Raw genomic sequence first — 20,555 nt, forward strand, 5'->3', positions numbered from 1 at the left:
TGCCGTACCGAACAGACGCCGGAACGGCGACCGGGCAACCTCTCCGGTCGGCACCGGCCAGGAGGTCGGCGATGGCAGAGAACCGACACATCGGCCTCTCCGACGCGGGTCGCTACGAGATCCGCATCGAGGGCCGCATCAGCCCCCGCTGGGCCCCCTGGTTCGGCGGCATGAGCCTCACCGCCGCCGACGACGGCACCACGGTCCTGTCCGGCCCGGTCGCCGACCAGGCCGCCCTGCACGGCGTGCTGACGCGCATCCGCGACCTGGGCCTGGCACTGGTCTCGGTCACCCGCCTCGACGCCGACTGACCCCATCCCCGCCCGCTCCGCTGCGGCCAGCACCCACTCAGGAGATCGCCATGACGACCACCACCACCCCACCCGCACCGAGGACGATCGTTCCGACCGACCCGATGCGGCGCACCTCCCTGGCAGCCGGGGTCCTCTACCTGCTCACGTTCGTGTCCGTGCCCACCCTCGCCGTGTACCAGGGCGTTCGGGAGGAGTCCGACTTCGTCCTCGGCGCAGGCAGCGACGCCGGCGTGTTGTGGGCGGCGTTGTCGGAGGTCGTCGTCGCCCTGGCCGGCATCGGCACCGCCGTGGTCCTGTTTCGCGTCGCGAGGCGGCAGAGCGAGACCGCCGCGCTCGGGTTCGTCGCCTCCCGGGTCGTCGAAGGCGCCCTCATCATCGTCGGCGTCGTCAGCGTGCTCACCCTGGTCACGCTGCGCCAGGACGTAGCCGGCACCGCCGACGCGGACCCGGCGTCCCTGCTCACCGCCGGCCACGCCCTGTCCGCGACCTACGACTGGACGTTCCTGCTCAGCCAGAGCCTCATGCCGGTCTTCAACGCCCTCTGCCTGGGCACTGTCCTGTACCGCTCCGGCCTCGTGCCGCGGATCCTCCCGACCATCGGCCTGATCGGCGCTCCGCTGCTGCTGGCCTCGGACCTGGCGATCTTCTTCGACCTGTACGACCGCACCTCGCCCGCCTCGCTCGTCGGCGCGCTCCCCATCGCGGTGTGGGAGTTCTCCCTCGGCGTCTATCTCGTCGTCAAGGGCTTCAAGCCGGCCGCCGTCGCCGCCCTGCAGGCCCGGCAGGACCAGCGATGAGGGCCGCGGTCTACCGCCGCTTCGGCGGACCGGACACCGTCCGGGTCGTCAACGTCCCCCGGCCTGCGGTGGGTCCCGACGACGTCCTCGTCCGGGTCCACGCCAGCACCGTCAGCGCCGCCGACCACCGCGCCCGCAGCCGCGACGTGCCCCGCGGGCTCTGGCTGCTCGCCGCGTTCGGCATCGGCGCCTTCCGGCCCAAGCGCCGCGTGCTCGGCATGGACATCGCCGGTGTCGTCGCGGCCGTCGGCCGCGACGTCACCCGCTTCGTCCCTGGCGACGAGGTGATCGCGATGCCGGGTCCGGCGTTCGGCGGGCACGCCGAGTACGCCCGGCTCCGGCAGGACGACGCCATCGCGCTCAAGCCCCGCACCATGACGTTCGAGGACGCCGTGACCCTGGTCTTCGGCGGACTCACCGCTCACGGGTTCCTGCGCCAGGCCGCCCCCGTCCCCGGCGCCTCCGTCCTGGTCAACGGAGCATCCGGCGCCGTCGGCACCGCCGCGGTGCAACTCGCCGCGCACGCCGGTGCCCAGGTGACCGGCGTGTGCAGCGGCCGCAACCGGCAGCTGGTCGCGTCGCTCGGCGCCGAGCGCGTGATCGACTACACGACCACCGAGTTCACCACCGACGCGGCCACGTACGACGTGATCGTCGACTGCGTCGGCAACGCCCCCTACGAGCGCGTCCGGCACCTGCTCCGACCCGGCGGTGCGCTGCTGCTCGTGATCGCCGATCTGCCGGCGATCCTGCGGGCGCCGATCCGCAGCCGGCGCACCGGCCACCGGATCACCGTCGATGTCGGGAGGCCCACCGCCGACGACCTCGCGTTCCTCGTGCGCCTGGCCGAGGCCGGGAACTACCGGCCGGTTCGGGACCGCACGTTCGACCTGGCCGACGTCGCCGAGGCGCACCGCTACGTCGACACCGGCCACAAGCGGGGGAACGTCGTCCTCCGCCTGCCCGGTGGACCCGAGCCGACGAACACGTCCATCCAGCACCACTCGCGAGAGGCAGCGTCATGATCGAGGCACACGGGCTCACCAAGCGCTATGGCGACAAGACCGCCGTCGATGACATCACCTTCACCATCGCCCCGGGCTCGGGCACCGGATTCCTCGGCCCCAACGGCGCCGGCAAGTCCACCACCATGCGGATGATCATGGGCCTCGACCGGCCGACGTCAGGCACCGTCACCGTCAACGGCAAGCCCTACGCCCAGCACCGTGCTCCACTGTCGGAGGTCGGGGCCCTGCTCGACGCCAAGGCGGTGCACACCGGCCGCAGCGCCCGGTCCCACCTGCGGACTATGGCCGCCACGCACAACGTGCCCGCCTCGCGGGTCGACGAGGTCATCGAGATGACCGGCCTGGCCACGGTCGCCGGCAAGCGGGTCGGTGGCTTCTCCCTGGGCATGGGCCAGCGCCTGGGCATCGCCTCGGCGATGCTGGGCGACCCGCGGACGCTGATCCTCGACGAGCCGGTCAACGGCCTCGATCCCGAGGGCGTGCAGTGGGTGCGCCGGCTCGTCCGCTCCCTGGCCGACGAGGGACGGACGGTGTTCCTGTCCTCGCACCTGATGAGCGAGATGGCGCAGACCGCCGACCAGCTGCTGGTCATCGGCCGCGGCCGGATCATCGCCGCCGGCCGGGTGCAGGAGGTCATCGACTCGGTGTCCGGTGCGGCCGTCCGGGTCCGCACCCCGCGCGCCGCCGAACTGGCCGAGCTCGTCCGCGGCGACGACGTCGTCGTCACCTCTCCCGAGCCCGGAACGCTCGAGGTGCGCGGCATCGACGCTGCGCGCGTCGGCGACATCGCGTGCGGCTCCGGCATCGCGCTGCACGAGCTCAGCCCTCGCAGTGCCAGCCTCGAAGAGGCGTACATGAGCCTGACCCAGGACGCGGTCGAGTACCGGTCCACCACCACCTCTCCTGCCGCCCCGAAGGGTGCGAACCGATGACCACGACCGTCGCCGTCGCCACAGCCGTTCCCGCGCACGAGGCCCGGCCGGCCGTCCTGGCCCGCCCCACCTTCCTCGGCATCCTGCGTGGCGAGTGGATCAAGCTCCTCTCGCTCCGGTCGACGTGGTGGACCCTCGCCGCCACCGTGCTCCTCATGACGGGGGTGTCCCTTGCGGTGGCCGCCTCGCTCGACACCGTGGCCGCCGATCCGGCGACAGGGCCCGGGCTCGCGGCGCTGACCGGCGCCGAGGTGGTCTCCGGCGGCTTCCAGCTCGGCATGCTCACCATCGCCGTCCTGGGAGCGCTGCTGATGACCGGGGAGTTCTCCACCGGGATGATCCGCTCGACGTTGGCCGCGGTGCCCACCCGGACGCCGGTGCTGGCCGCGAAGGCCATCGCGGTGGCCGCGGTGACCGCCGCCGTCGTGGCGCTCGGCACCGCCGTGTCCTACACCGTGACGATGCCGCTCCTGGCTCCGCACGGCATGGTCCCCGCGCTCGACGAGCTCCGGACCTGGCAGGTGTTCGGCGGAACCCTCTACTTCCTCGTCGCTGCGGCGCTGTTCTCCCTCGGCGTGGGAACGCTCCTGCGCTCGAGCGCCGGCGCCATCACCGTGGCGCTGACGGTGCTCCTCCTGCTGCCGTCCTTCCTGGTGTTCGTGACCCTGGACTGGGTCGAGACGGCGGTCGAGTACCTCCCGCTCCCGGCATCGGGGGCCTTCCTCGGCGGCGGCGAGGACTCCCTGTCTGCCGTCGGCGACGGGCTCACCCCCGCGACGGGCCTCCTGGTCGTGGCCGCCTACGCGGTCGTCCCGCTCGTCGCCGGCGCGGCGGCGCTGCGCCGACGCGACGCCTGACCGCCGGGGCCGTCCGCCGACGGCGACGGCGACTCCGTCCGGCACCGGGATTGCCGCCACGCGGCGATCCCGGTGCCGCCCACGACGAGTAGGAGCAGCGGCAGGCCGATGTAGAGCGTCGCCGTCAGGAGTGGCGAGGCAACGACGAAGGAGGTCGCGCCGGCCAGGAGCAGCGGCGCCAGCGCCCGAGCCGCCACGACGAGCCAGCGCGGGCACAGCCGGACCCGATGCGCCCCGATGGTTGCGGCAACTGCGAAGACGGCCAGCGCGAGCAGCTTCACGCCGTCCACCCGGTCGATCGCCTCCCGCAGGGCCGAGGTCCGTTCGGGGTCGCCGCCGTCGAGCCCCGCGAGGAGGACGACGAACAGCGCAACCTGCACCCAGGACAGCACGGCCGCCGCCACACCGGCGACGAGGACGGGACCGCGACCGCCGAGCCGAGGAGCGGCCAGGCGGACCAGGCTGACGGCCAGCACCGCCAGGGCGGCACCGGCCGTACCGTGGACGAGCAGCGACTGGACGAGCGCGCCGAGCCGGTGGTCCGCGAGCTGTTCCTGCATCTCGACCGGCGAGATACCGGCGGGCACAGCGGGGGCTGCGGCGAGTCCGACGATCCAGGCCAGGACGTAGGTGACCGACGCGGCTGCCGCCCAGCGCGCGGACGCGGCGGCGGAGGACCTCACTGGTCCCACCACGCCATCAGCGCCGCGTTCGTCACTGCGGCGGCGCCGAAGGCCCCGGCCAGCTGCGGCCTGCCCACGGCGACGAGGGCGGCGACGGCTCCAGCGAGGACGGCCAGCTGGACGGCCAGTTGCGCCGGCGCCGGGAGCTGCACGGCGGCCCGGGGCGAGGCGAACAGGCCCCACGCGACGGCCGCGACCACGGGCGCGCCGAGCCCGGCCAGCACCCGGACGCCGGGCGAGGTGGAGACCTGGAAGCCCCAGTAGGCCAGCGCTCCCAGTGCGCTGAGCTCGAGGGCGAAGCGGGCGGCCAGGTTGGCGCCCTGGAGTGCGCTGAGGACCATCTCGGCTCCTTCTCCGAACGGGATGGGAGAAGCGTGGCCTCGCAGCCGGTCCACGTCGTCGGCGTCCGGGTGGATCCTCCGATCTCCACCCGACAGGCCGGACGTCTCCACCCAGGGATGGATTCCGCCGATCCGCGGAAGCTGGCACTGTCGCTGCGTGCAGGTCCGTCCTCGGTTGTTCACGGCGGTGGGGTTCGCCGTCGTGGCGCTGGTCGTCGTGGCGAACGCGGCCGGCGCGGTCGGTTTCGGGTCCAGCGGGCCGGCCGCCCAGGTCACCGTTGCCACCGTTGCCTACGCGTCGGCGGCGGGGGCGCTCCTGCTGTGGGGCACCGCGCCGCGATGGGGCGTCGTGGGCCTGCTGGTCACCATGGCGCTGGCCGCCACCGCCGTCCGCAACGCGGATCCCACCGGGCCGGTCGTGGCACTGTTCCTGATCATGGCGTTCGCGCCGTTGCGCCTGCCGCTGCCGGAGGCGGCGGCCACCGCCGTCGCCTCCGCGTTGGTGTTCAACCTGGAGCAGGCGCGCACCGCCCAGGACCCTGCCCTGTTCGTCCTGGTCACCGACGGCGGCGCCGCCTTCTTCTTCCTCATGGGCTGGTTGCTGCGCCGGGAGCAGGAGCAGCGCATCGAGCTGGAGGCCACCCGGGACGCCGAGCGCAGGGCCGCGGCCCTGGGCGAACGAACACGGCTGGCCCGCGAACTGCACGACGTCCTGGCCCACACCCTGTCGGGGCTGGCCGTCCACCTGGAGAGCGCCCGGCTCCTGGCCCGCTCCGGCCCGACACCGTCCGGCGTCGTCGCGGTCATCGACAGCGCACATGCCCTGGCCCGGTCCGGGCTCGCGGACGCCCGCCGCGCCGTCGCCACCCTCCGCGGCGACGACCTGCCGGGCCCGGAGCTGGTGCCGCAGCTCGTCGAAGAGCACCGGAGGGCCGGACGATCCTGCACCCTGACGGTGAGGGGCGACCCGGTGCTGTTGCCGGCCGACGCGCGCCTCGCGATGTACCGGGCCGTGCAGGAGGCGCTGAGCAACGTCCGCAAGCACGCGCCCGATGCCGCCACCGAGGTCGTCGTGCGCTGGGAGCGGGAGGAGGCAGTGGTCATCGTGGAGGACCACGGGGCGGCCGGCCGGGTCTCACCGCCCGATCCGGTCGGCTACGGCCTGACCGGCCTGGCCGAGCGGGCACACCTCCTGGGGGGACGGTTCGCGGCCGTTCCCACTCCGGACGGGTTCAGGGTCGAGCTCGCCGTCCCGGTGGCGCGGTGAGCGTGCGCGTCCTCCTCGTGGACGACCAGCGGGTCGTCCGCGACGGGCTGGCGCTGCTCCTGGGGCTGCTCCCCGGGATCGAACTGGTCGGCAGTGCCGAGGACGGGGAACAGGCGCTGGAAGCGGTGGCCCGGCTGCAGCCGGACGTCGTCCTGATGGACCTGCGCATGCCGCGCATGGACGGCATCGAAGCTACGCGGCGGCTCCGCGCGGACCACCCGGACGCCGCGGTGCTGGCCCTGACCACCTATGCCGACGACGAGTCCGTCCTCGCCGCGCTGCGTGCCGGCGCTCGTGGCTACCTCACCAAGGACGCCGGCGCCGAGGACATCGCCCGGGCCGTCTCCACGGTCGCCGCCGGGCAGATGGTCCTCGACCCCGCGGCGCAGGAGCGCGTGGTCCGGAACCTGGGCATCGGGGCGTCGGCGTCACCGCCGTCGGCGGGCACCCGGACGCTTCCCGACGATCTCACGCGACGGGAGGCGGAGATCCTCGGTCTCATCGCCGAGGGGCTGTCCAACGGCGAGATCGCCACCCGCCTGTACGTCAGCGAGGCCACCGTCAAGACCCACGTCAACCACATCTTCGCCAAGACCGGAGCCCGTGACCGCGCCCAGGCCGTCGCCTACGCCTACCGGACGGGGCTCGCCCCCACGTGAGACCGGCGGGACGTCTGCCGATGGCACCGGCACACCGGTCGACGGTCACGCGAACTCCGCCGCGCCGCCACCCGTCGGTGGTCACGGCCCGGGACCGTCCGGCGGACGACGTCGTCCCCTGCCCGTGCCCGTCACCGCGGTTCCCGGGCGGCGGGGCGGCACTCGACAGGACGGTGGGGGCCTGCCAAGTGCTGCCGGCGACCGATGCTGAGGAGCACGACGGGATGACGGCGACGGAGACGTCGGGGCGGGTCGACCGCCGGCCGGGGTTGGACCTCGCCCGGGTCGTGGTCGTCGGCGGCCTGATCCCGTTCCACGCCGCGCTGGTCTTCGACGCGACCGACGACTTCTACGTCAGGAGTGACCGGACCGCCGACCTCGTGCCGTTCGCCGCCCCCATCGTGGTGGCGGCGATGCCACTGCTGTTCCTGGTCGCCGGGATCGGCGCATGGCACTCGTGGCGGACCCGTGGCACCGGCGACTACCTCGGCCGGCGGGTGCGCCGGCTGCTGGTTTCCGTTCTTCCTCCGGCCTGCGGTCGACGGCCGAGGGTTCGAGACCGGCCACCTGTGGTTCGTGTACCTGCTCCTGCTGTACTCGCTGGTCGTGCTGCCGCTGTTCGGCTGGCTGGCCTCCACCGGCGGGCGGCGAGCCGTGCAGCGGATGGCGAATGCCACGGGGCGACGCGGTGCCGTCCTGCTGCCTGCGGTGCTGCTGGCATCCATTGCAGCCGGGCCCGGCCTGGACGAGGGCATGGCCGCCGGACACGAACTCGGTTTTCTGCTGTTCTTCGCGGCCGGTGGTGTCCTGGCCGCCGACGTGCGCTTTCGGGACGCGCTGCGACGGGACGCGGTCCTCGCCGCAGCGGCCGCGGTGGGGCTCATGGTCGCCGCCGGAGCGGCTCTCCTGCTCGGTGGGGACGGTGACCTGCTCCTGGACCGCACCCCGCTCGCCCTCGTGGGGAGGGCGGCGTTCGGCGCAGCCGGGTGGTGCGCGGTCGTGGCGGTCGTCGGGGGACTGACCCGGCTGGGGCCGCGGCTGCCCCACACGGGTGGGGAGAGCCCACCCGGTGGCCGCCTCATCCGCTACGTCGCACCGGCGGTACTCGCCTGGTACGTGCTGCACCAGCCGATCCTCGTGCTGGTGGCCTACCTGGTCGTCGGCAGCCCGATGCACCCGGTACTGGAGTACCTGGTCATCTGCCTCTGCACAGCCGCCCTCACTCTCCTGGCCTACGACGTGCTCGTCCGGCGGACGGCGCTGCCCCGGGCGTTGTTCGCCGGGACCTGCTTGCCGGGACATCGGCACCGGCCGGTCGGTCGCGGCGGCCGGGTCGCCGGCCGGCACCCGGGTCGCCGTCAGTCTGATTCGTCAGCGGCGGTCGGCCGCTGGGTCCGCAGGCCTCCGAGCAGCAGCCGCAGGCCGTGGTCGAACTGGGCGGTGAGGTCGGGCCCGTACAGGTGGTCGATGGTGGCGGCGATGTGCGGGTAGTCGTAGGCCGGCAGTTGGGCGAGCACCGAGTGCGTGTCCGCCTGGTCTCGCACCCCGCCGTCGGGCTGGCTACAGGACATGGTGATCTTCTCCACCCTGACCTTGGCCTGGACGAATCTGTAGCTCGGGCGCCATCCGAGCCCGGCGGAGGCCGCCGCGGTCCTGGCCGGGCCGGCGGGCGGGCGGGGACCGTCCGCCGCTGACGTCAGGCGGGGACCCCGGCGTCCTCGGCGAGTGCGTGGTGCACGAGCGACACGACTGTCGCCCCTTCACCGACGGCCGAGGCCACCCGCTTGACCGAGCCGCACCGGACATCCCCGACGGCGAACACCCGCGGCAGGCTCGTCTCCAGCAGCAGCGCCTCGTCGGCCGCCCTGTCCGGCGCAGGCTCGTCCCGCACGTCCGGGCCGGTGAGGACGAAGCCGTGGGCGTCTCGGCGGATGCCGTCCGGCAGCCACCCGGTGTGCGGCACAGCGCCGATCATCACGAACATCGCGTCGGCCTGGACCTCGGTCTGCTCACCTCCTGACCGAAGCGTCAGCGACGTCAGCCACTCGGTGCCGCCGCACGCGACGACTTCCGTGCCGGTCAGGACCTGGACGTTGGGGAAGGACGCCAACTGCTCGACCAGGTAGTGCGACATACCGGACGCCAGCGATCCGGACCGGACGACGAGGCTGACCTGATCGGCGGACTCGGCGAGCTTGACCGCCGCCTGGCCGGCCGAGTTGCCCCCACCGACGATGAACACCCGCCCACCGGAGATGCCCGGAAGCTGGACGGTGGGGGATCCGTACTGGACGCCCGACCCGACCAGCGCCTCGGCGCCGGCCGCAGGCAGGCGTCGGTAGCTGACGCCGATGGCGAGGACGACGGCGCGGGCGCGCACCTCGCTGCCGTCCTCGAGGCGGATCAGGTGCTCGCCGTCCTGGTTGTGCAGCGACGACACCCGCCGCGGGACCAGCACCTCGGCGCCGAGCCGCATCGCCTGGGTGCCCGCGCGTTGCATGAGCGCGCCACCGCTGATGCCGCTCGGGAAACCGAGGTAGTTCTCGATCCGCGAGCTGGTGCCGGCCTGGCCGCCGATGGCCTGTGACTCCAGGACGAGGGTATGCAGTCCTTCGGACGCGCCGTAGACCGCGGCGGCCAGGCCGGCCGGTCCGGCGCCGACGACGACGAGATCGTAGCGGTCGCGGGCCGGAGTGGTCCGGGCGCCGAGCGCGTCGGCCACCTGGCGCGGCTCCGGGTCGAGGAGCACGGCCCCGTTGTGGAAGAGCATCAGAACCTGGTCCGGGCGCGCGGCGTGATGTCCGCGCAGCAGGTTGCCGCGCTCGGATCCCGGGTCCAGCCACTCGTGCGGCAGGCCGTTGCGGGTGAGCAGGTCACGCAGCTCGTTGCCGCGCGCCGAGGTCGGCGCACACACCACCGTGATGGTCTGCACGGCCATCAGCTGGTCCAGCCGCCACTCCTCGATCAGGTCGTCGAGCGGTGGGTGCAGGCGGTCGGCTGCGGGGCGCCACGGGTGTGAAACGGCTGCGTGGGCGTCGCCGCTGGCGAGCGCGCCGCGGACCAGCTCACCTTCGTCGTACTGCGCGGGGTCGGTGACGTACGCGGCGGACAGCAGGACGCGTCGCACCCCGGGGAACCGGTGGCGGATATCGGCCAGCAGGGCCGGCCCCTGCCCGCCGGGCAGTCGGCTGGCGACCAGCGCGAGAGCCACGGTCCGGGACCGCTCGACGAGCAGGTTCGTGGCCACCTCGCCGGTGGCCGCCGCGAGCACCCGTTCGGCGCCGAGATGGGCGGACAGGTCGGCGACCAGGCCGCTTCGGACGTCGTCGTCCGGGACGACGACCAGGACCGCCCCCGGAAGGGCTTCCGACGACTGCGACATGCCCTCTACTCTGCCGGATCTCGCCGGCCCATCGGGCCCTCCGGCCCGCGGTCAGCGGATGTCATCCGTACCCGCCGGATCGTCCGCGTCGCCACATGGCGACGCCCCGAGGAGATGACCGTCATGACCGTTCCAGCCGGTCCCGCCTCCGCCGTCGACGCAGACCTCATCACCCGCGAGGACCTGCAGCGCGCGCTCGCCGAGCGCGACGTCGCGCTGGTGATGGGGCTCGCGCCGCCCGTCTTCGCGCGCTCGCACATCCCCGGCAGCCGCAACTACGAGTCCTACGAGGCGCTGGCCGCCGACCTGTCACCGGATGGCGAGATCGTCGTCTACTGCACCGACGAGAACTGCCGAGCCAGCCGGTACGCGCCCGAGGCGCTGCGGCAGCGCGGGTTCCGCCGCGTGCGCCGCTACGCAGGCGGGATGAGCGACTGGGTGGGAGCCGGGCTGCCGGTCGACACGGGGGAGGCCCGGCGATGACCCTTGCGACCGCGCTGCGCCGCCGGCTGCCGTGGTTCCTGCGCCGCGGCGGCAACTGCAGCCACCTGGACGCCGTGCGCGACGTCTCGCCCAGTGCCGACGGGTGCGAGGAGTGCCTGAAGACCGGTGACGCCTGGGTGCACCTGCGCATGTGCCTGGTCTGCGGCGAGGTCGGCTGCTGCGACCAGTCGAAGAACAAGCACGCCACCGCGCACTTCCACGAGACCGCTCATCCGCTCGTGCAGTCACGCGAGCCTGGCGAGACGTGGCGCTGGTGCTACGTCGACCAGGTGATGCTCACCCGCTGAGGCCCGTGCCCGGCGCCGACGCAGTCGGGCGTGACGGGATCAGAGCTCCCGGCGGGCCACGCCGCGGACGGCGAGCAGCAGCGCCGCACCGGTGGCCAGGACGGCGACGAGAGCGGCACGCAGGTAGTCGCCGGTGTCGGCGCCCTGCAGCAACGCGGCGGGAGCGCCGGCCAGCGCCGAGGGCACCCACGGCTCCAGGGCCGGGATCGCGGCGAGCACCGGAAGTGCCAGGACGACGGCGAGTGCCACCGCGACGGCCGACAACGTGCCGCGGGCGCATGTTGCGACCGCCGCGGTGACTGCGAGGGCGAAGACCAGGTACAGGGAGCTCAGTGCCCACCCGGTCAGCACGGCCGGGATGTCGGGCAGGCCGATCAAGATGCCGGTCTCGTACACCGCCAGGGCGGTGCCGGCCGAGTGGGCGGCCACGGCGGCGCCGGTGACCACCGTCCAGCGGGGGAGGACCAGCCGGGCGGCGGAGGGCACGCGGGTGCGGTAGAAGACAGCGAGCGTAGGGCGGGCGTTGACGGTCAGCGCCGCGGCGGCGAGGACCAGCGCCGCGAGAAGCCCCAGCTGGAGCGCGTTGCCGGTGTAGCCGTCCATGGCGTCGGCGGGCGTGGGCGCCGTGGCCTGCACGGTGATGTTCCCGGCCGTGCCGACCGCGGACAGGAGCTCGTCGGCGTACCGGGCCAGCAGCGGGCCGGTGCACGCGAAGAAGAGGAAAGGGACAGCCAACCCGATCCACCGTCGGGTGCGGGTCAGGCGCAGCCACTCCAGCCGCCACAGCCCGAGCGGCCGGACGGTCGTGGCCTCGCGGTGCACGCCGAGAGCGGACGGCGGACGGCTGGTGGTGGTCACGGGTTCTCCCGGGTGGTGGTCAGGGACAGGAACGCGGTCTCCAGGTCGGCGGTGTGCGGCTCGATCGCCACGATCCGTGCGCCGCAGGCGGCCAGCGCGGGCACCAGTCCGGTCTCCGCGGAGTCGGCGCTGGTGACGTCGACGTGGAGGACGCCCCGCGCGGGGCTGGTCACCCGCGTGACCCAGGGCTGGTCCTCGAGGGCCGTTCGGGCCCGGTCCTGTCCGTCGCGCAGCCGCACCGTCCACCCGGGGCGGGCGTGGTCGGCGAGCAGGTCGGCGGTGGCGCCCTGGTAGAGGAGCCGACCGTCGCGCAGCACACCGATGGTGTCGGCCACCCGTTCCACGTCGGCGAGGATGTGCGTGGACAGGATGACCGTGCGGTCGCCGGCCATCCCGGCGATCAGGTCGAGCATCCCCGCCCGGCCGGCCGGGTCCAGGGCGCTGGTGGGCTCGTCGAGCACCAGGATCTCCGGGTCGGTCACCAGGGCCGCGGCCAGGCCGACCCGCTGCCGCATGCCACGGCTGAACCCACCGACCCTGCGGTACGCGGCGTCGCCGAGGCCGGCGTGGGACAGCGCCTCGAGCACGCGCGCGGCCGGGAGGTGCGGGGCGCTCAACGAGCGGGCGAGGTCGACGGCCTCGGCGGCGGTCAGCCACGGCTCCAGGTCGGGCACGTCGGGGCAGACGGCTATGCGCTCGACCGGTACCGCCGTGGTGACGGAACCGGCGTCGGCGCGGCGGAGCCCGGTCACGATGGACAGCAGGGTCGTCTTGCCGGCGCCGTTGGGGCCGACGATGCCGTAGACGCTGCCTCGGGGGACGAGCAGGTCGACGCCGTGCACGCCGGCGCCACCGGGGTAGCTGCGGGTGAGACCGGCGGTGCTGATCGCCCACGGGTGCCCGGGGTCGACCGCCGGGCGGTGCACCAGGCTGGCCGCGAGCGGAGTTCGGACGCTCATCGCTGCTGACGCCCGACGACGAGGTAGGCGACGGCGCCGAGGGGGATGGAGAACAAGCAGATCAGGGCCCACCCCCACCGCGGCAGCCACCGCGGCTCCGGGGAGCGGGCGAGGTCGACCAAGGCGTAGGCCACGACACCGATGGCGAGCAGGAGCAGCGGGGCCAGGGCCAGCACGGTCCTCGATGGCATGGCAGGTCCTCCCGGGACGAGTTCGGGCAGAGGGGACATGGGGGACGGGAAGAAGGGGGTCGGGCGGCGGCATCGGGCCGCCGGCGGAGGCACCGTCCCCGGTCGGTGACGGTGCGCGGGACGTCGCCGTCCATGGGACGGTCAGCAGCTCGTGGGTCTGGCGGCGAGCGGGACCGTGCGGAGCAAGGGGCGCTGCGTGCCCGTCAGCGTGGCTCTGGGCGGCGCCGGCGTTTCCGCTCCGTCATGTCGCGCGCAGCACGTGGTCGGCGAAGCCGTCCAACCGGGTCTGCAGGGCTGTCGCCCGTTCGTAGATCACCTCGTCGGGGTCGCGGGTCTGCAGCCACGGGGGGATGTCGGTCCTGACCCGTCGGGAGCAGTTCAGGTCCGCGCAGATGTACTGGCCGACGGTGTTGCCGTTGCGTCCGGCCTCCCCGGCTCGCCGGGCGGTGAACAGGGAGACGTCGGCGCCGGTCTGCGTGCTCTGGCAGAGCAGGCACATCGCGGCCGACCGGCTGGACATGCTGGTGTCGGCGGCGCGTAGCGCGATGCCCAGTGACCGGCCGTCGCGCCACCAGACGGCGTATCCGCGCAGTGGCGCCCGGGGGTCTCGCCAGCCGAGGAACTCGCGCTCGTCCCAGGGCACGTCGTCCAGACTGCCGGGCAGGGTCATGGCCAGCGCCTCGCTGCGGGAGCAGTTGACGAACGAGCGCCGGATCTCCTTGTCCGTCAGCGCCTTCATCGAAGCGTTCTCCTTGCCGGGTGGGGAAGTCAGCGGACGGTGGTGAGCAGTACGGCGAGTGCGGCTGCGTCGTCGTGGCCGATGAGCAGTTCGTCGTATCGGTGCTCCTGGAGGCGCAGACGGAGGGCCGGCTGGCCACGGCGGACGTCGACGAGGCGCCGGGCGCCGCGGCCGCGCCAGGTGCCGACCATCCGTCGACCGGGGATGCCCAGCCCGGGTGCACGCAGGCCGCGGGCGGCGGTGAGACCGTCGGCCACGGCCTCGGCGCTGGTGATCGCCGAACGGGGGACGACCTGATGGCGGAGCAGGCCGGCGATCCTGCTGGAGCGGGGGAGCCGGACGGTGAGGGTGTCGTCGGAGACGTGGATCGCGGTCATGGGGGCTCCATGGTTCGCGTCGGGGCCGGGTGCCCCGCTCGTTCCCGACGCTAGGAGCGGGGGCCGGTCCGGTCGTCCTCCCGACGTCCTGTTCCGTGCTCCTCCTGGAGGAGGATCGAGGCCGTCGGCATGGTCCTCACGACCCGGCCGGCGTGATCAGCCCGCGCTCGTAGGCGAGCACGACGGCCTGGACCCGGTCGCGCAGGCCCAGCTTCATGAGCACGTTGCTCACGTGGGTCTTCACCGTCGTCTCGCTGAGGACGAGCTCCCTGGCGATCTCGGCGTTGGACAGCCCCCGGGCCACGAGCAGCAGCACCTGGTGCTCGCGTTCCGTGAGCTGGGGGAGGGGCGCCGGCGCGGTCGTCGTGGTGGCCGGCAGCTGCCGGGCGAAGCGGTCGAGCAGGCGGCGCGTGACCCGGGGGGCGACGACCGCCTCGCCACGGTGGACCACGCGGACGGCCTCGACGAGGTCGTCGGCGGGGACGTCCTTGAGCAGGAACCCCGATGCCCCGGCACGGAGTGACTCGACCACGTACTCGTCGAGGTCGTAGGTCGTCAGCACCAGCACGCGTGGCGGGGTGTCGAGATCGCCGAGCCGACGGGTGGCCTCGACGCCGTCCATGCGCGGCATGCGGATGTCCATGAGGACGACATCAGGGTGCAGTGCGCGGGCTTGGGCGAGGGCGACCTCGCCGTCGGCGGCCTCGCCGACGACCTCGATGTCCGGCTCGGTCTGCAAGATCAGGCGGAAGCCGGTACGCAGCAGCGGCTGGTCGTCCACGAGTAGGACGCGGATCGTCATGACTGGCTCCGGGTGTTCGTCGGGAGGGTGGCGGTGACGGTGAAGCCGCCTCCGCGGCGAGGTCCGGTCCGCAGGCTGCCGCCGTAGGCCGCGACGCGCTCGCGGAGCGAGTTCAGACCGTGGCCGTCGGGTGGGAAGTCGGTGAACCAGCTCAGGGCGCCGCGGCCGTCGTCCTCGACGACCAGGCACAGGCACCCCTGTCTCCAGTCGAGGGTGACCCGGGCGGTGGCCCGCCCGGCGTGCTGCCGGATGTTCCGCAGGGCTTCCTGGACGATCCGGTAGGCGGTCAGGCCCACCCCCTGCTCGACGTCAGCGGGCGTGCCGCTGATGAGCAGCTGGACCTCCATGCCGTCGGCGCGCGCGTCGTCGAGGAGGGCCTCGAGGTCGGCGAGACCGGGCTGGGGTCGCAGCGCCGCCGTGTCCTCGGCGGGGCGCAGGACGTCCAGGACCCGGCGCATCTCGGCGATGGCGTCGCGGCCCCTTCTCTCCACGTCGGTCAGCAGCTGCTCGGCGGTGTCCGGGTCGCTGCGCAGGAGCCGTCGGGCCGCCGAGGTCTGCACGGTCAGTTCCGTGATGCCGTGGGTGACCAGATCGTGCATCTCCCGGGCGATCGCGGCGCGTTCGTCCACCTCTGTGGCTCGCGCGCGGGCCTCACGTGCTTCGAAGAGGGCGCGGTTGCGCTCCTCGCGGCCGGCGCTCTCGGCCCGACGGCTGCGCACGGACCGGCCGACGGCCCAGACCGCGACGATCATGAAGCTGTTGCTGACCCAGTCCGCGAGGGTGGTCGGCATCGGTCCGGCGACCAGGAGCAGTCCCACCAGCAGGTACACGAGCGCTGCGGCCGGTGCGCTCACCGACATCGGCCGCCGGGCGGCGACGGTGTAGAGGATGAGCAGTGGCGCGAAGCTGGCCACGCTCTGCGGGTAGCCCAGTTGGAGCGGTATCAGGGACGCGCCGCAGGCGACGAGGAGCGCCGGCACGGGCCAGCGGGTCCGCACGGCGACGGCCGCACCGGCGAGCAGGGTCAGCCCGACACCGAACGCGTCCGGTTCCCGGTGGTCGAACGTCGCCAGCGCCGGCGTCGACCAGAGCGACAGGACACCGAGCGCGGCGACCAGGGCGCCGAGCGCGGCATCGAGCCGCGCCGCGTGTCGCCGCAGGAAGTCCGCCGCTGCGGCGGCCAGTCGTCGCACGTGGGGAACGGTAGGTCACTCCGCGGGTGGGACGGATCCTCCTCGAGGACCGATCCGCCACGACTTCCTCCTCTCGGAGGAGGAGGTCGGAAACAGCTCACCGACGGCCGGTGGCTCAGTAGCCTGTCCAGCCGTGGGGAGGACCGACAGCGCGACCACCGACGACGCGAGGCGATCCGCGGGCGTGGGGGAGGTGCCGGGGGTGGACCCGGGCGTCGACGCCCTCCCCGCCGCGCCGGACAGCGGGTCCGCGTCCGCCGGCGCCGCGGTCCTGCGGGAGCTGGGACTGGACGCGCTGGTGGAGATGCTGGAGACCTCCGGCTACGGCGTCTGCGTGACCGGCGACGACCACCGGTGGGTGTACCTCAACCCCAGCGGCTGCCGCCTCGTCGGCCGTTCGTTCGCCGAGCTGCAGGGCGAGGACTACCTCCTGTCGTTCCCGGAGCACGAGCGGGCGTATCTCCTGGCCCTGGAGCACGACCAGCGGGACGGGGACACCGGCTTCTACGCCAACACGATCGTGCGGCCGGACGGCCGCGAGGTCGGCATCACGTGGTCGGGCTCTGTGCTGCACGCGGGCGGCAAGGAGCTGGCTCCGGCGATCTTCCACCCCACCTTCGGTCTGGCCAGTGCCGGTCAGGACGCGGTGGCCCTGGGCGCGGCGGCCGCCCGCATCGCCGAGGGCGGTTCGGTGGGCGACGTCCTGGACTCCCTGGCCGAGGAGGCCGTCGCGCGGTCGCGCGCGGTGGCCTGCCTGGTGCTCGTGGAGTGCCCCGACGGGCGGCTCGCCCTGGGCGCCGGCGCCGGGCTGCCCGAGGAGCTCGACGACGCAGTGCACGCTGCCGATCTGCGGCTGGCCGATCTGCCCGGCGGTGACCAGCTGACGACGGGGCGGCTCATGCTGCTGTCAGACGGGCGGACCCGGCTGGCCGCGTCGCCGTCGACGGCGATCATCGCCGCGCTGACCGCCGGACTGGCGTGGGAGGGGTCGGTCAAGGTGCCGTTGCACCGAGGCGGGCAGATCGTCGGTGCCCTCGTCCTGCTGCTGCCGGCCACCGTCACCGCGCCCACGAAGGCGGAGCTGACCTCGTGGTCGGCCCTCGGAGCGCACGCGTCGGTGGCGCTGGCCGACGAGCAACTCCGGGAACAGGCCGCCGCGCACGCCGCCGAGCTGGAACGGCACCGGCTCGGCCGGGACTTGCACGACTCGGTGAGTGCTGCACTGTTCTCGATCCACGCACGAGCGCAGGCCATCCAGCGGGGGCTGGCCGCGGGCGCTCCCGAGGTCGTGGCCGAGGCGGCGCGGGACCTGGAGGTCCTGTCCAGGGAAGCGGTCGCCCAGCTCCGGCAGATGGTCTCCGGGATGCGCCGGGACGACTCCCCGCCGCCCGTCGACCTGCGGGAAGCGCTGCGCGATCTGGCGACCACCTGCACCTCGCGCCACGGGCTGCCGGTGGAGCTGCAGTTCGACGACGCGGTGCCGCCCGTGGGGGTCGAGACCACCGAGCACCTGGTGCGGATCGTGGGGGAGGCGCTGCACAACTGCCTCAAGCATGCCAGCGCCTCCCGGACGACCGTCGCCCTTGAGGTGTGCGGCCCCGACGTCGTCCTCACAGTCAGTGACAACGGGTGCGGGTTCGACCCCGCCGCCCGCTGGGTGGGGGGCCACGGGCAGCGGACGATGCAGGAACGAGCGGAGCTCTGCGGCGGCACGATCCGCGTGGACAGCGCGCCCGGGTGGGGCACCCGGCTCGTGGTCCGGGTCCCACTCCCCGCCTGAGACGGGGACCGGAGGGGCGCCCCGCGCGGGGCGCCCCTCCGTCCGTCGTGATGGCCCTCAGTGCGCCGATCAGGTGGTGGCGATGGCGTCGAGGACCTGCATCCGCGCCGCGCGCCGGGCCGGCCAGACGGCGGCCAGGACGCCGATCACCGCGCCGATGGCGAGGAACAGGACCAGCCGCCCGCCCGGAACGACCAACTCCGAGATGCCCTGGTCGGAGAGCGCCCGGCTGAGGCCGACCCCGATCAGCGCGCCCAGCCCGAGCCCCAGCACCGAGCCGTACACCGAGATGAGCACCGACTCGAGCCGGACCATCCGGCGCAGCTGGGCGCGGGTCATGCCGATCGCCCGGAGCAGACCCACCTCGCGGGTCCGCTCGAGCACCGACATCGCCAGGGTGTTGACGATGCCCAGGACGGCGATCAGCACCGACAGCACCAGCAGGGCGTTGATTAGCATCAGGATCTGGTCGACCTGACCCTTCTGCTCGCCGGCGAACTCGTCGCGGTCCTTGAGGGTCACGACTGCGTAGGGATCGATCGCCGTCTCGATGGCCGATCGCACGGACGCGGTGCCCGCGCCGTCCGCGACGTCCACGAAGACGTACCGGTCCAGCTCCGCGCCGCCCGTGACGGTGAAGGTCTCCAGCGACACGACCGCCGGTGCGATCACCTGGTTGGCAGTGAAGATGCCGCCGACCGTCAGCTGTGCTGTGTCCCCGGTGGCCGTCACCATCTCCACGGTGTCACCGACGTCCCAGCCGTGGCTGTCTGCCGTCGGCTCGTCGACCACCAGACCACGGCCCAGCAGTCCTGCACTGCTGCCGTCGACGTAGTCCAGCAGCACGGTGCTGTCCAGCGTCGCGGGGTCGACCGCGGCTAGCAGGGTCCCCTGCCCGTCGAGCATCGCCTGGCCGAACCGCTCCTGGGTGATGGCGTCGACCTCGTCGATCGCGCGCAGCCGGTCGGCGATCTCCGGGGTGAAGGGTTGACCCACCGCCGTGGAGACGACGTAGTCGGCCCTCAACGAGGTGCCGATCAGCTTGTCGACCGAGGCGTTGGTCGAGGCACCGAGGATGCTGAAGGCCGTCACCAGAGCGAGGCCGACCATCAGCGCTGATGCCGTGGCCGCCGTCCGCCGGGGGTTGCGCTGGGCGTTCTCCCGGGCGAGGTGCCCGGTCGTTCCCCACATCCGGGGCAGGATGGCGCCCACGGACCGGGCGAACGGCCGTGCCAGGACCGGGCTCAGCGCGATGGCGGCCAGGACCAGGCTCAGCCCGCCGAACCCGACCAGCTGGGCGGCGCCCCCACCGTCGGCCAGGAGGCTGGTGGTCAGCGCACCGCCACCGACGGCGGCCAGCACCGAACCGGTGAGGGTGCGCCTGCGCAGCGAGCGCTCCGCGGCCACGTGGTCGTCGCGCATGGCCGCGACCGGCGGGGTTGCCGCCGCCCTACGGGCCGGCAGGTACGCCGCGACCAGCGTGACCACGACGCCGACGGCGTAGGACCAGGCGATCGTGCCCGCCGAGAGGACCAGGTTCCCGTCCAGCGTCAGGCCGAAGCTCCCGAACAGCGCCCGCAGGGCCGAGGCGATCCCGAACCCGCCCAGCAGTCCGAGGGTCGAACCGAGGAGGCCCATGACGAGGGCCTCGGTGAGCACCGACCGGGTCACCTGGCCGCGGCCGGCGCCCAGGGCGCGCAGCAGAGCCAGCTCCCGCGTGCGCTGGGCGACGAGCATGGAGAACGTGTTGAGGATGATGAACGACCCTACGAACAGGGCGATGCCGGCGAACGCGGTCAGCAGCACGGTGATGAAGGAGAGCCCTTCCTCCAGCGCCGCCGACTGCTCGTCGGCCTGCTCCTGCGCGGTCGTCACGTCGTAGTCGCGCCCGACGGCGGCGGCGACGCGGCTCCGGAGCTCGTCGTGGGACACCCCGTCGGCGGCGAGCACGTTGATGCCGGTGAAGCCGTCCCCCAGTCCGAGGAGCGTCTGCGCGGTCCCCAGCTCGAACGCGGTCAGGGAGGCACCGGCCAGCCCGCCGTCCTCACCGAACGTGAAGATGCCGACGACCTCGGCCTCGATACGCGGCCCCGGGGTGAGCAGGGTGACGCGGTCGCCGACGGTGTAGCCGATCTCCTCGGCCGTCGCCTGGTCGAGCGCGACCTCGCCGTCGCGAGCCGGTGCCCGCCCGTCGGTGAGCTCGCTCGGTGACAGGTCCCGGTCGTCGAACCAGCTGACGCCCACGCCCGGTGCACCACCGGTGTCGAGCACGTCGCCGTCCCGGTCCAGGACGTAGACGCCCTCGGTCTGCACGTACCCCTCGGCCCCGGCCACGCCGTCGACGGCGCGCACCTGCTCCACCAAGGCCGAGGGCAGGTGGGCGGTGGTGCCGCTGGGTCCGTTGACGCCCTCTTCGAAGGCCGCCGCGGGCTCGACGCTGACGTCGGCCGCGGTGCTCTCGAACAGCGCGGTGAAGGTCCGGTTCAGGGTGTCGGTGAAGATCATGGTGCCGGCGACGAAGGCGACGCCGAGCACGATGGCCAATCCGGAGAAGGCGAGCCGCAGCTTGTGCGCCATCAGGCTGCGCCAGGTGGTCCGCCACATC

General features: G+C 73.5%; 22 protein-coding genes. 11 read left to right on the forward strand and 11 right to left on the reverse strand.

Going from position 1 to position 20,555, the window contains the following annotated elements:
• Positions 1–71: 71 nt before the first annotated feature.
• The 5 genes from O2W17_RS19905 to O2W17_RS19925 are packed head-to-tail and all read left to right on the forward strand — an operon-like array spanning position 72 to position 3,928.
• On the forward strand, positions 72–311 hold the full coding sequence (locus tag O2W17_RS19905) for a hypothetical protein (RefSeq protein WP_269194191.1): 240 nt from the start codon (positions 72–74) through the stop codon (positions 309–311).
• Between the two features lie 50 nt (positions 312–361).
• Positions 362–1,111, forward strand: coding sequence for a DUF4386 domain-containing protein (locus O2W17_RS19910; RefSeq protein WP_269194192.1), 750 nt, complete (start codon positions 362–364; stop codon positions 1,109–1,111).
• Positions 1,108–2,136, forward strand: coding sequence for an NAD(P)-dependent alcohol dehydrogenase (locus O2W17_RS19915; RefSeq protein ID WP_269194193.1), 1,029 nt, complete (start codon positions 1,108–1,110; stop codon positions 2,134–2,136). The genes O2W17_RS19910 and O2W17_RS19915 overlap by 4 nt, the downstream gene beginning before the upstream one ends.
• Positions 2,133–3,071 carry an ABC transporter ATP-binding protein gene (locus O2W17_RS19920; protein ID WP_269194194.1) on the forward strand — a complete coding sequence of 313 codons (939 nt, stop codon included), beginning with the start codon at positions 2,133–2,135 and terminating at the stop codon, positions 3,069–3,071. The genes O2W17_RS19915 and O2W17_RS19920 overlap by 4 nt, the downstream gene beginning before the upstream one ends.
• Positions 3,068–3,928 (forward strand): ABC transporter permease subunit, encoded by an 861-nt coding sequence (locus O2W17_RS19925; RefSeq protein WP_269194195.1) that lies wholly within the window; start codon positions 3,068–3,070, stop codon positions 3,926–3,928. Before O2W17_RS19920 ends, O2W17_RS19925 begins: the two co-directional genes overlap by 4 nt.
• On the opposite strand, the gene O2W17_RS19930 is transcribed toward O2W17_RS19925, so the two are convergent.
• Both O2W17_RS19930 and O2W17_RS19935 read right to left on the reverse strand, forming a co-directional pair.
• Entirely contained in the window at positions 3,871–4,611 is a 741-nt protein-coding gene (locus O2W17_RS19930; protein WP_269194196.1) for a hypothetical protein, read from the reverse strand. The genes O2W17_RS19925 and O2W17_RS19930 overlap by 58 nt on opposite strands.
• Entirely contained in the window at positions 4,608–4,952 is a 345-nt protein-coding gene (locus tag O2W17_RS19935) for a YrdB family protein (RefSeq protein WP_269194197.1), read from the reverse strand. Before O2W17_RS19935 ends, O2W17_RS19930 begins: the two co-directional genes overlap by 4 nt.
• Before the next feature lie 157 nt (positions 4,953–5,109).
• Here O2W17_RS19935 and O2W17_RS19940 point away from each other — a divergent pair, with 157 nt between their 5' ends.
• From O2W17_RS19940 to O2W17_RS19950, 3 genes are all read left to right on the forward strand, one after another.
• On the forward strand, positions 5,110–6,219 hold the full coding sequence (locus O2W17_RS19940) for a sensor histidine kinase (protein ID WP_269194198.1): 1,110 nt from the start codon (positions 5,110–5,112) through the stop codon (positions 6,217–6,219).
• Positions 6,216–6,878, forward strand: coding sequence for a response regulator (locus tag O2W17_RS19945; RefSeq protein ID WP_269194199.1), 663 nt, complete (start codon positions 6,216–6,218; stop codon positions 6,876–6,878). Before O2W17_RS19940 ends, O2W17_RS19945 begins: the two co-directional genes overlap by 4 nt.
• A 468-nt stretch (positions 6,879–7,346) precedes the next feature.
• Entirely contained in the window at positions 7,347–8,369 is a 1,023-nt protein-coding gene (locus O2W17_RS19950) for an acyltransferase family protein (protein WP_269194200.1), read from the forward strand.
• Between the two features lie 205 nt (positions 8,370–8,574).
• On the opposite strand, the gene O2W17_RS19955 is transcribed toward O2W17_RS19950, so the two are convergent.
• Positions 8,575–10,260 carry an FAD-dependent oxidoreductase gene (locus tag O2W17_RS19955; protein ID WP_269194201.1) on the reverse strand — a complete coding sequence of 562 codons (1,686 nt, stop codon included), beginning with the start codon at positions 10,258–10,260 and terminating at the stop codon, positions 8,575–8,577.
• A 123-nt stretch (positions 10,261–10,383) separates the two neighbouring features.
• On the opposite strand from O2W17_RS19955, the gene O2W17_RS19960 reads away from it, so the two are divergent.
• Together O2W17_RS19960 and O2W17_RS19965 are read left to right on the forward strand one after the other, a co-directional pair.
• Positions 10,384–10,743 (forward strand): rhodanese-like domain-containing protein, encoded by a 360-nt coding sequence (locus tag O2W17_RS19960; protein ID WP_269194202.1) that lies wholly within the window; start codon positions 10,384–10,386, stop codon positions 10,741–10,743.
• Positions 10,740–11,051: a ubiquitin carboxyl-terminal hydrolase 14 gene (locus tag O2W17_RS19965; protein WP_269194203.1), complete on the forward strand. Its 312-nt coding sequence runs from the start codon at positions 10,740–10,742 to the stop codon at positions 11,049–11,051. The genes O2W17_RS19960 and O2W17_RS19965 overlap by 4 nt, the downstream gene beginning before the upstream one ends.
• Positions 11,052–11,090: 39 nt before the next feature.
• Here O2W17_RS19965 and O2W17_RS19970 read toward each other — a convergent pair whose 3' ends face one another.
• From O2W17_RS19970 to O2W17_RS20000, 7 genes are all read right to left on the reverse strand, one after another.
• Positions 11,091–11,909, reverse strand: a complete 819-nt coding sequence (locus tag O2W17_RS19970) for a hypothetical protein (RefSeq protein ID WP_269194204.1) — start codon at positions 11,907–11,909, stop codon at positions 11,091–11,093.
• A complete protein-coding gene (locus tag O2W17_RS19975; RefSeq protein WP_269194205.1) occupies positions 11,906–12,868 on the reverse strand; it encodes an ABC transporter ATP-binding protein in 963 nt (320 codons plus the stop codon). Before O2W17_RS19975 ends, O2W17_RS19970 begins: the two co-directional genes overlap by 4 nt.
• Positions 12,865–13,059, reverse strand: a complete 195-nt coding sequence (locus tag O2W17_RS19980) for a PLDc N-terminal domain-containing protein (protein WP_269194206.1) — start codon at positions 13,057–13,059, stop codon at positions 12,865–12,867. Before O2W17_RS19980 ends, O2W17_RS19975 begins: the two co-directional genes overlap by 4 nt.
• Positions 13,060–13,300: 241 nt before the next feature.
• Positions 13,301–13,798: an FBP domain-containing protein gene (locus O2W17_RS19985; RefSeq protein WP_269194207.1), complete on the reverse strand. Its 498-nt coding sequence runs from the start codon at positions 13,796–13,798 to the stop codon at positions 13,301–13,303.
• Positions 13,799–13,827: 29 nt separating this feature from the next.
• Positions 13,828–14,175 (reverse strand): hypothetical protein, encoded by a 348-nt coding sequence (locus O2W17_RS19990; RefSeq protein ID WP_269194208.1) that lies wholly within the window; start codon positions 14,173–14,175, stop codon positions 13,828–13,830.
• A gap of 136 nt (positions 14,176–14,311) precedes the next feature.
• Positions 14,312–14,977 carry a response regulator gene (locus O2W17_RS19995; RefSeq protein ID WP_269194209.1) on the reverse strand — a complete coding sequence of 222 codons (666 nt, stop codon included), beginning with the start codon at positions 14,975–14,977 and terminating at the stop codon, positions 14,312–14,314.
• A complete protein-coding gene (locus O2W17_RS20000; RefSeq protein ID WP_269194210.1) occupies positions 14,974–16,170 on the reverse strand; it encodes a sensor histidine kinase in 1,197 nt (398 codons plus the stop codon). Before O2W17_RS20000 ends, O2W17_RS19995 begins: the two co-directional genes overlap by 4 nt.
• Positions 16,171–16,303: 133 nt before the next feature.
• On the opposite strand from O2W17_RS20000, the gene O2W17_RS20005 reads away from it, so the two are divergent.
• Positions 16,304–17,950 carry a sensor histidine kinase gene (locus O2W17_RS20005; RefSeq protein ID WP_269194211.1) on the forward strand — a complete coding sequence of 549 codons (1,647 nt, stop codon included), beginning with the start codon at positions 16,304–16,306 and terminating at the stop codon, positions 17,948–17,950.
• Between the two features lie 69 nt (positions 17,951–18,019).
• On the opposite strand, the gene O2W17_RS20010 is transcribed toward O2W17_RS20005, so the two are convergent.
• A complete protein-coding gene (locus tag O2W17_RS20010; protein WP_269194212.1) occupies positions 18,020–20,554 on the reverse strand; it encodes an ABC transporter permease in 2,535 nt (844 codons plus the stop codon).
• Between the last annotated feature and the right edge of the window lies 1 nt (position 20,555).

The organism is Blastococcus sp. VKM Ac-2987 (assembly GCF_026967805.1).
Lineage (GTDB): Bacteria > Actinomycetota > Actinomycetes > Mycobacteriales > Geodermatophilaceae > Blastococcus.